We start from the raw sequence: 12014 nt of genomic DNA on the forward strand, positions 1-12014 counted from the left end.
CTCCTCGGGGGTCAGCGGCGGATGCGGGCCATCTCGGGGTCGAACAGCGGCTCCGCGGCGACCGTTGCCGCCACCTTTTCGCCGAAGTACTCGATGGCGACCGAGGTACCCGGCACGGCAGCGCCGGCCGGCACCCATGCGTAGGCGACGCACCGCCCCACGCTGTAGCCGTACGAAGCGCTGGTCACATATCCGGCGACGACCCCGTCGACCTGCACGGGCTCGCTGCCCATGACGACCGCGGCGGGGTCGTCGAGGGTGAGGCACACCAGCTTCCGGGTGGGTTCGCCGCGTTCGGCCAGCGCGTCCCGCCCGACGAAGTCGCCCTTCGCGGGACGGACGGCGAAGCCCACGCCGGCCTCCTCGGGGGTGTGCTCGGTGGTCATGTCGGCGCCCCAGGCGCGGTACCCCTTCTCCAGCCGGAGGCTGTTGAAGGCGCTGCGGCCCGCGGCAATGACGCCGAGCCGCCGGCCGGCCTCCCACAGGGTGTCCCACAGCCGCAGTCCCACATCGGCATCCGCGTACAGCTCCCAGCCCAGCTCGCCGACGTAACTGACCCGCAGCGCGGTCACCGGGACGTGGCCCACGTAGGTCTGCCGTGCCTTGAAGTAGCCGAACGCCTCGTGCGAGAAGTCGGCGGGGGTGAGCGGCTGCACCAGCTCCCGGGCCAGCGGTCCCCATACCCCGATGCAGCAGGTGCCGGAGGTGATGTCCCGGACCTGTACGTCCTCGGGAGCGTGGCTGAGCAGCCACTCCAGGTCGGCCGGGCTGTTGGCGCCGAGCTGCCAGCGGTTCGGGCCCAGCCGGGCGGCGGTCAGGTCGCTGCGTATGCCGCCGTTCTCGTCGAGCAGCAGCGTGTACGTGACCGAGCCGGTGCGCTTCTTGAGGTTGTTGCTGGTCATCCGCTGGAGGAAGGCGAGTGAGCCGGGCCCGGTGACCTCCAGCCGCCGCAGCGGCGTCATGTCGTACAGCGCGACCTTCTCGCGGGTCAGCTTGGCCTCGGCGGCGGCGATCGGCGACCAGTGCTGGGCCGACCAGCTGTCGCGCTCCGGCAGCTCGAGGCCGAGCTCCGCAACGAGCGGCGCGTTCGCCTCGTACCAGTGGGGCCGCTCCCAGCCGCCCGACTCCAGGAAATAGGCGCCCAGTTCCTGCTGCCGGTGGTAGAAGGGGCTGGTGCGCAGGGGACGGGCCGGGCCGGGCGGCTGGAGCGGGTGGATCACGTCGTACACCTCGACGAAGCTGCGTTCGCCCCGCTCGCGCACGTACGCGGGGGAGCGCTGGGCCTTCTCGAAGCGGTGCGGATCGCACTCGTGGACGTCGACCGTGGTGCGCCCGTCCGTCATCAGCTCGGCGACGGCCCGTGCGGCGCCGGCCGAGTGCGTGACCCAGACGGCTTCGGCCAGCCAGAAGCCGCGCACTGTGCTGGACTCGCCCAGCAGCGGCATCCCGTCGGGGGTGAAGGAGAAGACGCCGTTGAAGCCCTCGTCCACCTCGGAGTCGCCCAGCGCGGGCAGCAGCCGTCCGGTCTCGTCCCAGCTGGGCGCGAAGTCCTCCGCCGTGAAGGGCAGCGACGACGGCATCTTGGGGGCTTCGTCGTAGGGCAGGATCGTGTACGGGTCGACGGGCAGCGGACGGTGTGCGTAGGTACCGATGCCGATCCGGCCGGGGCCGCCCGTCGGGTCGAGGTGTTCGCGGTAGTAGAGGTCGTGGTCCTGGTGGCGCAGGATGGGCCGGACGGCCTCGTCACCACCGGCCCCGGCGCCCGCCAGCTGAGGCAGCGGCGCCGTCCTGGCGTACTGGTGGGCGAGTGGCAGCAGCGGTACGTCCACCCCGGCCATGGCGCCGATGACCGGCCCCCAGAATCCGGCGGCGGAGACCACGTGGTCGGCCGGGAAGGTGCCCCGGTCGGTGACGACACCGGTGACCCTGCCGCCCTCGCGTTCGATGCCGGTGACGGTGTGCCGGTCCAGGAAGCGGGCCCCGCGCTGCGAGGCACGCTCGATCTGGGCCAGACAGGCGTCGATGGCGCGGGCCAGTCCGTCGCCGGGGGTGTGGAAGCCGCCGAGCACGGTGTCCGGGTCGAGCATCGGGAAGAGCTCGGCGCACCGCGCGGGAGAGACGAGTTCACCCTCCACGCCCCAGGAGGCGGCGAGTCCGGCCTTGCGGTGCAGATCCAGCCAGCGGGTCTCGGTCGTGGCCACCTCGAGACCGCCCACCGGCAGGAAGCACGGCCGCCCCTCGTTGCGCAGCGAGCTGAACTTCTCCACGGTGTAGCGCGCGTACTGGGTGAGTGCCCTGGAGGGGCTGGTACGGAAGACGAGGCCGGGGGCGTGGGAGGTGGAACCGCCGGGAGCCGCCAGCGGACCCTGCTCGAGGACGGTGACGTCGCGCCAGCCGCGAGCCGTCAGCTCGTCGGCCAGCGAGCAGCCGACGATTCCGGCGCCGACGATGACGACGCGCTCGGTTCGCGAGCCTGCGGGTGCAGGGGGAGCGCTCACAGTGTCGTTCACAAGACCACCACCGATCGCAGCACCTTGCCGCGCTGCATCCGCTCGAAGGCGACCTCGACCTCGTCCAGCGCGATCGTCTCGGTGACGAAGGCGCCCAGGTCGAGCTTGCCGCTGAGATAGAGGTCGATCAGGACCGGGAAGTCCCTGCTGGGCAGGCAGTCCCCGTACCAGGACGATTTGAGGGCACCGCCCCGCGAGAAGAGCTCCTGGAACGGAAGCTCGATCGTCACGTCCGGAGCCGGGACGCCGGCCTGGACGAGCACGCCTGCCAGGTCCCGCATCGCGAAGCCCTGCAGATATGTTTCCGGGCGGCCGACCGCCTCGATGACGACGTCCGCACCGTGGCCGCCGGTCAGCTCGCGGACGGCCTCGACGGGGTCGGTGCCGCGCGAGTTGACGCTGTGCGTGGCACCGAACTGGGTGGCCACATCCAGCTTGTTGTCGTCGATGTCGACGGCGATGATCCGGCGGGCCCCGGCCAGCGAGGCCGCCGCGATGGCCGCGTTGCCGACACCGCCGCAGCCGATGACGGCAACGGTGTCCCCGTAGGAGACGCCCCCGGTGTGCACGGCGGCGCCCCAGCCGGCCATCACTCCGCAGCCGATGAGTCCGGCTGCCTCGGGCCGCGCTGCCGGGTCGACCTTGACGGCCTGCCCCGCGTCGACCAGCGTCTTTTCGGCGAACGCACCGATGCCGAGCGCCGTGCTGAGCGGGGTGCCGTCCAGCAGCGTCATCGGCTGCCGGGCGTTGCGCGAGTCGAAGCAGTACCAGGGCCGCCCCTTGCGGCAGGAGCGGCAGCTTCCGCACGGTGCGCGCCAGGCGAGCACGACGAAGTCGCCGGGGCGCAGATCGGTGACACCGGGGCCCGTCTGTTCGACGACGCCCGCGGCCTCGTGGCCGAGGAGGTACGGGAAGTCGTCGCCGACGGCGCCTTCCCGGTAGTGCAGATCGGTGTGGCAGACACCACATGCCTGGATGGAGACGAGGACTTCGCCCGGACCGGGGTCCGGTACCAGGACCGTCTGCACCTCGGCCGGAGCGTCCTTCTTCATCGCGACGACGGCGCGGACCTCGTATGGCATTCCCAGACCTCGCAGCTGTTGCGTAGTGCACGACTGGTTGCGCTATGGGAGACATATTGAGAACGCCGAACCTCGCCCGTCAAGAGTTGTGGATCAGTGGTTCATGACAGGGCATCAGAAAAAGACACTGCGGGCCCGGCCGATGCCGGACCCGCAGTTATGGGAGGTCGGAGCGGTGCTAGCGCTGACGCCCCGTCAGAAATTTGTACTTTTCGACGGCTGTTCCGCGGCGGTTTCGAGCCGGTTTCACAGCGGCCGTCGGCCGGGCGCCGCCGGCTTCGGTGGACTCAGTAGGCGTAACCCATCCGGCGCGAGAGGTCCTGTGCCGCCGCCATCGTGCGCTTGGCCACCTCCTGGAGCCGTTCCTCCTCCAGCCGGTAGGAGGGCCCGGAGACGCTGATCGCGCCGATGACCTTCCCGTCGTGGGCCCGCACCGGAGCCGCCACCGCGTGCAGCCCGAGCTCCAGCTCGTCCCGCGCCATGGCGAAACCGGTCTTGACCACCGACTTCAGCTCCGCGCGCAGCTCCGCCGGCGAGACCACGGTCGACTCCGTCAGCCGTGGCAGCTTCCGCGACAGCACGCTCTCCTGCACCGATTTCGGCTGGTGCGCCAGCAGCGCCTTGCCGCTGGAGGTGGCGTGCAGCGGAGTCCGTCTGCCCAGCCAGTTCTGTGCGGTGACCGAGGACGCGCCGCGGGCCTGCATGATGTTGACCGCGGCGTCGTCGTCCAGAACGGCGATGTTCGCCGTCTCCCCGGCGTCCTCGGCCAGCTCACGGCAGACGGGCGCGCCCTCCTGCGAGATGTCCAGCCGGGACGCCGCGGCTCCGGCCAGCCTCAGCACGCCCGGGCCCAGGTAGTACTTGCCGCGGTCCTGCTCCTGGGAGACCAGCCCTCTGGCCTCCAGGACGCCCAGCAGCCGGAACGCCGTCGATTTGTGGACGCCCAGTTCCTCGGCGATCTCGGTCACACCCGCGTCGCCGTGCCGACCCAGAATCTCCAGCACGCTCACCGCGCGGTCGACCGACTGCACCGAGGCAGCCGCGCCTCTGGGCTGCTTGCCTGTCGCTGTGTCCTCCGTCTTTTCACTCATCTGCTCAACGTCACCGCCTGCTGGCCTGGTTGTGGTTCCCGGTTCTGGTGCGCGGCCGCGCGCCGTTCCCCGGAGGCTGCCGTTCCTCTCCACCATCTGCGGAGGTCGTCGGCGGGTGCTTGACGTGAAGCCTCCCCGCTTGGATTCTGTTGCGCATCACGCTCTATCGTGCGCGATACGGAACTCGGATAGTAGCGAAGTGTCTCCCCCGCACCTTCCCGGCCAACCGGCACCGGGGCCGGCTGACCATGCTCACTCGAACGTGCTCGCGAGGTGAATCACAGTGATACCCGTCTGCCGCATTGAGGACCTGCCCGCGGGTGAGTCCGTCCGTCTCGACCTCGAACCTCCCATCGCCGTCTTCAACGCCGACGGCGAGCTCTACGCAATCGACGACACCTGCACCCACCAGGACGCGTCCCTGTCGGAAGGCTGGCTCGAGGGCTGTCTGGTCGAATGCCCGCTGCACGCCGCTTCATTCGACCTGCGCACCGGCCGTCCCACCTGCCTCCCCGCTCGCAAGGCGGTCCGCACCCACCCGGTGAGCGTGCTGGACGGCACCGTATGGGTACATGTCGAGTCCGACCGGACCGCACAAGCACCGCACACCGCCGCAGCCGGACAAGGGAGCGCCGCATGAACACCATCACCGTGATCGGCGCCTCCCTGGCAGGAATCCATGCCGCACTCGCGCTGCGCGCCGAGGGCTACGACGGCAGGCTGGTGATCGTAGGGGAAGAGCATCATCGACCCTACGACCGCCCTCCTCTCTCCAAGGAATTCCTGACCGGCGCGCTGACGGCCGAACGGCTGGCCCTCGCCGACGCCGAGGAGATCGGGGAACTGGACGCCGACTGGCTGCTGGGCACCCGGGCCGAGGGCCTCGATCCGCCCTCCCGTACGGTCACGCTCACGGACGGCCGCAGGCTGTCCACCGACGGCGTCGTCCTGGCCACCGGCGCGGTCCCCCGCACCCTGCCCGGTGAGCCGCTGGCGGGAGTGCACACCCTGCGCACCCTGGACGACGCCGCCGCGCTCCGCGAGGAGCTCAGCCGGGGACAGGTGCGGGTCGTCGTGATCGGCGCCGGCTTCATCGGTGCCGAGGTCGCCTCGTCCTGTGCCACCCTCGGCCACAGCGTCACCGTCGTCGAGGCCGCCGCACAGCCGCTGCTGCCCCAACTCGGCGCCCATATGGCCGAGTTCTGCGCCGACCTGCACACCGACCACGGGGTCACCCTGCTCACCGGCACCGGAGTGCGCGCACTGCACCCGGACGGCGGCCGGCCCGCCGCGGCCGGTGGCGGACAGCGCCGGGTCGGCTGGGTGGAGCTGGCCGACGGACGGTTCCTGCCTGCCGACGTGGTCGTCGTCGGAATCGGCGTACGCCCCGCCACCGGCTGGCTGGAGGGCTCCGGGCTGCCGCTGGACGACGGCGTCGTCTGCGACGCGGGCGGCGTCACCCCGGTGCCGGGCGTGGTGGCCGTGGGTGACGTGGCCCGCAGCGCCGGGCACCGGGCCGAGCACTGGACCAGCGCCATGGAAGCCCCGGCCGTCGCCGCGCGCAATCTGCTGGCCGGTACGACGGTGGAGACGTACACGGCGCTGCCGTACTTCTGGTCCGACCAGTACGGCATCCGGCTCCAGCTCGCGGGCAGCCGTGGCCCGGACGACACCGTGCGGGTGGTGGAGGGCTCGCCGGAGGACCGCAGCTTCCTCGCCGTCTACGAGCGGGACGGCACCACCACGGCAGTCCTCGCGGCCAACCGGCCCCGCCCCTTCATGCGGGCCCGGCGCGAGCTGGCTCGCGCCGGGATGGCGGCGGTCTGATCCCGCGGGCTGTCGCCGGGCGGCGGGCGCTGTGGTTGCGGCCATCCTGTATCCGCCGGACCCTGGCCGCCGTGGTTGCTCGCCGTCGCGGCGGAAAGGGGTTCAGCGGGCTCCGCCCCCTGAACCCCCTCCTCGCCGGGGGCCGAAGGGCCGAGGGCCCCGCCCCATGGCCCAGCGGCAAAAGGGCAGCCGCAACCACAACGTCCGGCGTCAATTCCCGGCGGTAGCCGGCTGCTTCTCGCTGGGGCGGACGATGACGAAGCCCTCCCCGTCCAGTCTGAGCTGCACCGCCTCGCCCGAACCGCCGCGGATCATGGAACCGAAGCTCTGCGAGCGGTGCAGTGAGGTCTGCAGCTGGGCGCTCCAGCCCACCACCGCGTCGGTGTCCACGAACACCGGCGCCTGCTGCGACACGGGGATGACGATCGGCGTGCCCTCACAGATGACACCGAGCCTGCCCTGGCCCGAGAAGACGCTGTTGAACAGGCCGCCACCGGCCATTCCCGCGCCCTTGACGATGCCGATCTCGTAGTGCAGCCCGGCGTCGAAGACCAGCACGTTGCGGCCGTTGACGGTGAGCGAGTCGCCGGGCGCTATGTCGATGATGAAGCAGTTCTCCGCCTCGTGCGCGAACCACGCCTCGCCCTGGCCGCTGACCGACATCAGCGCCAGCCCCTCCCCGGTGACCTGACGCTTGAGGAAGTTGCCGACCCCCTGGCCCTTCTTCTCGAACCGGAGGTTCCCCCGGAAGGCCACCATCGACCCCTGCCGCGCGTAGCACTCGCCGTTCACCGTGTACTTCACGCACTTCTCGTTCTGCAGCTCCATCCCAGGCGTGGGGCTGGGCTGCGCCATGTTCTTCGTAGCGAAGAGATCACTTTGCATGGCGCCTATGTTCCCCCGGAATCCGTGGCTCCTTCCATACGTTCCGTGCCGCTGGTTCAGCCCTTGACGGCGGAGCTGGCGACGCCCTGGACGAACCACCGCTGGAAGAAGGCGAAGACCACGAGGACGGGAAGGACCAGGAGGACGCCGAAGGCGAGAGTCTGACCCCAGTCAAGGGGTTCTTGACCCTGGAAGACGCTCATTTCCAGGGGGAGGGGGCGTACCGAGGGGTCGGACACCATCAGGACCGGCCACAGGAAGGAGCCCCACTGGATGAGGAAGGTGAGGATGGCGACCGACGCGAACGCGGGCTTGCTCATCGGGACGATGATGGCGAAGAAGGTGCGCCAGGGGCCGGCGCCGTCGATGCGGGCCGCTTCCTCGATGCTCGGCGGAATCGAGCGGAAGAACGTGTGGAACTGGTAGACCGAGAAGGCGTTGGCGATGAACGGAAGCGCCTGGATGAGGAGCGTATTGCGTTGGTCGTTGAACATGTAGAACAGCGGCACGGCCACCGATTCGAACGGGATCAGCATCAGCAGCAGGATGAGGGTCATGACTGCTTCCCGGCCACGCCACTTCAGCCGCGACAGCCCGTACGCCGCCATCGAGTTGACGAACAGGCCACCCGTCACCACCACGAAAGCCAGCAGCAGCGAGACGCCCATGAAACGCCAGAAATAGCCCGTGCTGTCTGAGTCGAGAGTGTCGAGGACTGCCAAGTAATTATCGAAGGACAGGTGGGTGGGCAGGAAGCCGGACAGGCCGTCGAGTACCTCGCCCGACGGCTTGAGGCTGCCCATGAACAGGTAGAGCACGGGCAGCGTGAAGACGAACGCCAGCACGCTGAGTACGGCGTAATCCATGAAGCGGCGCAGATGCGTGCGGTTCGTGCCCATGGGTCAGTCCTCCTTTCCGGGCCGGACGACGCGGCGCTGGATGAGCGTCAGGACGACGACGATCACGAAGAAGACGACGGTGATCGCCGACGCCTGGCCGACGTTGTTCTGGTCGAAGGCGGTGGTGACGGCCTCGTACATCACGGTGCGGGTGGATTCCTCGTCCAGGCCGCCGCCGCGGATGAGGATGTACACCTGGTCGAAGACCCGGAAGGACAGGACCGAGGTGAGCATGGCGACGAAGACGAGGGTGCCGCGGATGCCGGGCAGGGTGACGTGGCGGAACTGCTGCCAGCGGGAGGCGCGGTCGAGCCGGGCGGCTTCGTAGAGCTCGGTGGGGATCTGCTGGAGCCCGGCGAGAAGAATGACCATCTGGAAGCCGACGCCTTGCCAGACGGAGAGCACGATGATCGAGGCCATGGCCGTGGCGGCGTCGCCGAGCCAGTTGAACGCCCCCCAGTTGCCGAAACTCACCAGGTCCAGGACGGAGTTGAGCATGCCCTGGTCGCTGCGGGCGAGGATCAGCCGCCAGATCACGGCAACCAGCGCCATGGGGAAGACCACCGGCATGAAGAAGAAGGACCGGAAGAGGCCGATGGCCTTGAGCTTGCGGTTCAGCAGGATCGCCAGCGCCAGGGCGAGGGCGGTCTGCAGCGGTACGACGATCCCGGCGAAGGTCAGGTTGTTGAGCAGCGCCCGCAGGAACGGGCCCGACAGGTCGGGATCGGTGAACAGCCGCCGGTACTGCTCCAGACCGAAGAACGACGGCGCCAGCGGCGAGCCGAGCCGCACGTTGTAGAAGGAGAGCACCACGGCGTAGCCGAACGGCACACCGACGAAGGCGATGAGTCCGACGACAGCTGGGGCCGACATCGCCAGGCCGTGCACCCAGTCGCGGTTCTTCCGCGTAGGGCGCGCCGAGCGCCCGGGGCGCGTGGGCTTCTCGGAGGTCATGGGTGGGGCCTGCTCCGGGTCTGGGGGCGCGGACTGCGCGGATTCCACGGATTTCACGGGGGGTGGGTCCTTTTCCCGGCCGGGACGGGCACGCTTCGCCTGTGCCCGTCCCGGCCGATGCGTCCTGCGGTCTACGGGATCTTGTAGCCGGCGTTGTCCGAGAAGTCCCGGTCGATGGCGCGGGCGGCCTTGGCCAGCGCGCTCTTGGGGTCGGCACCGCCGTAGATGGAGTTCAGAGCCCCGCTGAACTTCGACGTGATCACGGGGTACCCGGCGGTCACCGGGCGGGTGACGGCGACGCAGGACTTGGTGATCCGGGTGTCACCGCACGGCTTCGCGAGCTGGTCGGCGAAGAGCTGGAGCGGGCCGCCGGTCTTGTACAGCGGGCTCTTGGCGAGTGCGGTCCTGGTGGCCGGCACCGCTCCGTTGGCCTTCGTCATCGCGGAGACGGTGGTGTCGTTCATCAGGTAGTCGAGGAAGGCGCCGGACGCCTTGGCGTTCTTGGTGTCGGCGCCGATGCCCCAGGCCCACGAGCCCTGGCCGGTCTTGGGCCCGTTGCCGAAGTCGGGCAGCGGCAGCACGACCAGATCGTCGCCGAGGGCCTTGCTGTAGTCGGGGTACATCCAGTGGCCGACCCAGCTCAGCGCGACGCGGCCCTTGGTGAAGGCCTTGCTGTCGGTGTTGGCGTCGACGTATGTCTTCCAGGACTGGAAGGTTTTCATGGCGTCGACCACGGCGGGAGTGTCGAGGGCGCCGGCTGCCTTGCCGTCCTTCAGCAGCGAACCGCCGGCCGACCAGACGATCGGCGAGAAGCCGTAGGTGCCCCACTCGCTGCCGTAGCCGACGCTCTCCTGCAGGTCGAGGGTCTTGCCGTCGGAGTCCTTGGCCTTCAGTGCCTTGAGTGCGGCGGTGAACTCCTTCGCCGTCCAGCTGTCGGACTTCCCCTTGGGGTACTTCACCCCGGCCGCGTCCAGCAGCTTCTTGTTGCCGTAGATGCCGAGCCCGGAGTCGTACATGCCCAGCCCGTAGTGCTTGCCCTTGATCTCGCCCTGGGCCTTGCTCGCCTTGGTGGCGTTGCTCATCGTCTTGGAGGAGACGTATGTGTCGAGGGGGGCAAGCTTCTTGTTGTAGACGAAGTTCGCCATGGTCGGGCCGTCGAACTCCATGACGTCCGGCAGCTTGGACGCTTCGGTGGTGGTGATGGTCTTGGTGTAGTCCTTGTCGGGTATCAGCTTCAGCTTGGCCTTGATCTTGTTCTGCGAGGAGTTGAAGGACTTCACCGCGTTCTGCATCGCGGTGGCCTCGCTCTTCTGCCCCTGATGGGCCCAGACACTGATCGTGCCCTTTCCGCTGCCGGCCTCTGCAGAGGCGTCGGTGGTGCCGCCTCCACCGCAGGCGGCCAGCGCCGCCAAAGGCAGGGTGAGGGCCAGGCCCGTACAGACCGCGTGCCGGTGTCTTCTGGTTCTGGCGAACATGGTTGGTGCCTCCGTGCGTGGGTGCGAGGTGACGTTCGAACTGCTCGGGTGCTCTCTGGCGTAGGAGCGGAAGCGCAGGCCCGGGACTTCCAGGGCGCTACTGAGGTCGGCGCGGGTTCGGCGGGGCGGTGGTGTCGCGAAGTACGAGATGAATGGGCATCTGCACGTGTCCGGGCGGTTCGGAAGCCGGCTCGTCGAGCTGTTGCAGCAACAACCCGGCAGCTTCGGCGCCCTGGCCCGCGACGGGCTGGGCGATCGTGGTCAGCCCGATCACATCAGCCAGTTCGTGGTCGTCGAAGCCGATGACGGACACGTCGTCCGGCGCCTTCAGCCGGTGCCGTCGCAGGGCGCGCAGCGCGCCCATCGCCATCTCGTCGGACTGCGCGAACACGGCGGTCGGCGGACGGGACGCGGCCAGCAGCCGGGTCATGGCCCGCTCGCCGCCCTTGACGGTGTAGTCCCCGTCCACTTCCAAGGCGGGGTCGTGCTCTATCCCGGCGTCGGCGAGGACATCCAGATATGCCTGCCTCCGATCGACAGGGGTGGTCCAGTGCAGCGGCCCGCTGCTCCCGGAGATCATGCCGATCCTGCGATGGCCGAGATTGGCCAGATGCCGTACGGCGCTCTCCGCACCGTCCCTGTCGTCGATGCCGACCACCGTGAAGCCGGGCAGCGGCCCACCGACGGTGGAGGCCAGCGGCACCCCGAGTGAGCGCAGTGCGGCGATCTCCTCTTCTTCGGGGATCAGCAGCGACAGCACCGCGTCCACACGCTTGCGCAGCGGCAGCTTGGTGAAGAAGCGCTTGCGTGCCTCCGGCGAGCCCAGGTTGTAGAGCAGCACGTCGTATCCGGCCTTGCTGAACACCTGTTCCGCGGCGTCCAGGACGGTGCTGAAGAACCAGCGGCCCACGTACGGGACGACCACCCCGATGGTGAAGGTGCGCCCGCTGGCCAGGCTGGACGCCGAACGTGAAGCGGTGTAGCCGAGCGAGGCGGCGACGGCCGCGATCTGCTCCCGCACCTCGTCCGACACGCCCGGCCTGCCGCGCAGCGCGCGGGACACGGTGGACGCCGAGACTCCGGCGGCACGGGCGACATCGGTGATGCTGACCGTCACGGCGCACATCCTCCCGTTGGTTCACGTCGGTGTGATCTGTGGGTGACGAGACCGTAGACCCGGCCAGGTTGTTGCGCAAGCGTTTGTGTTCATATTTACTTGGGCCGATTCTCAAGCGATACCTTCATGGTCAATGGTCAGCGCACGCGTTTGGGCGCTCTGAGCCGACAGGAA

At 69.3% G+C, this 12014-nt stretch carries 10 protein-coding genes; 2 read left to right on the forward strand and 8 right to left on the reverse strand.

Features of this window, described 5'->3' with window-relative positions:
- Window positions 1–11: 11 nt before the first annotated feature.
- From ACTWQF_RS07495 to ACTWQF_RS07505, 3 genes are all read right to left on the reverse strand, one after another.
- Window positions 12–2510 (reverse strand): GcvT family protein, encoded by a 2499-nt coding sequence (locus tag ACTWQF_RS07495; protein WP_443278288.1) that lies wholly within the window; start codon window positions 2508–2510, stop codon window positions 12–14.
- Window positions 2507–3592, reverse strand: a complete 1086-nt coding sequence (locus ACTWQF_RS07500) for an S-(hydroxymethyl)mycothiol dehydrogenase (protein ID WP_443278290.1) — start codon at window positions 3590–3592, stop codon at window positions 2507–2509. Before ACTWQF_RS07500 ends, ACTWQF_RS07495 begins: the two co-directional genes overlap by 4 nt.
- Before the next feature lie 287 nt (window positions 3593–3879).
- Window positions 3880–4683 carry an IclR family transcriptional regulator gene (locus tag ACTWQF_RS07505; RefSeq protein WP_443278291.1) on the reverse strand — a complete coding sequence of 268 codons (804 nt, stop codon included), beginning with the start codon at window positions 4681–4683 and terminating at the stop codon, window positions 3880–3882.
- Window positions 4684–4966: 283 nt separating this feature from the next.
- On the opposite strand from ACTWQF_RS07505, the gene ACTWQF_RS07510 reads away from it, so the two are divergent.
- Window positions 4967–5323 (forward strand): bifunctional 3-phenylpropionate/cinnamic acid dioxygenase ferredoxin subunit, encoded by a 357-nt coding sequence (locus ACTWQF_RS07510; RefSeq protein WP_443278293.1) that lies wholly within the window; start codon window positions 4967–4969, stop codon window positions 5321–5323.
- Window positions 5320–6510 (forward strand): NAD(P)/FAD-dependent oxidoreductase, encoded by a 1191-nt coding sequence (locus ACTWQF_RS07515; protein WP_443278295.1) that lies wholly within the window; start codon window positions 5320–5322, stop codon window positions 6508–6510. The genes ACTWQF_RS07510 and ACTWQF_RS07515 overlap by 4 nt, the downstream gene beginning before the upstream one ends.
- A gap of 210 nt (window positions 6511–6720) precedes the next feature.
- On the opposite strand, the gene ACTWQF_RS07520 is transcribed toward ACTWQF_RS07515, so the two are convergent.
- From ACTWQF_RS07520 to ACTWQF_RS07540, 5 genes are all read right to left on the reverse strand, one after another.
- Window positions 6721–7395 (reverse strand): AIM24 family protein, encoded by a 675-nt coding sequence (locus tag ACTWQF_RS07520; protein ID WP_443278296.1) that lies wholly within the window; start codon window positions 7393–7395, stop codon window positions 6721–6723.
- A 56-nt stretch (window positions 7396–7451) separates the two neighbouring features.
- A complete protein-coding gene (locus ACTWQF_RS07525; RefSeq protein WP_443278298.1) occupies window positions 7452–8294 on the reverse strand; it encodes a carbohydrate ABC transporter permease in 843 nt (280 codons plus the stop codon).
- A 3-nt stretch (window positions 8295–8297) separates the two neighbouring features.
- On the reverse strand, window positions 8298–9248 hold the full coding sequence (locus ACTWQF_RS07530; RefSeq protein WP_443278300.1) for a carbohydrate ABC transporter permease: 951 nt from the start codon (window positions 9246–9248) through the stop codon (window positions 8298–8300).
- Between the two features lie 131 nt (window positions 9249–9379).
- Complete coding sequence (locus tag ACTWQF_RS07535; protein WP_443278302.1) at window positions 9380–10723, reverse strand: ABC transporter substrate-binding protein; 1344 nt, start codon at window positions 10721–10723, stop codon at window positions 9380–9382.
- A gap of 97 nt (window positions 10724–10820) precedes the next feature.
- The gene (locus ACTWQF_RS07540; RefSeq protein ID WP_443278304.1) at window positions 10821–11840 is read right to left on the reverse strand and encodes a LacI family DNA-binding transcriptional regulator; all 1020 of its coding nucleotides are present in this window, start codon (window positions 11838–11840) and stop codon (window positions 10821–10823) included.
- Window positions 11841–12014 lie beyond the last annotated feature (174 nt).

Origin of the sequence: Streptomyces sp. 8N114 (assembly GCF_052245835.1) — a bacterium.
In the GTDB taxonomy this organism is placed as follows: Bacteria; Actinomycetota; Actinomycetes; order Streptomycetales; family Streptomycetaceae; genus Streptomyces.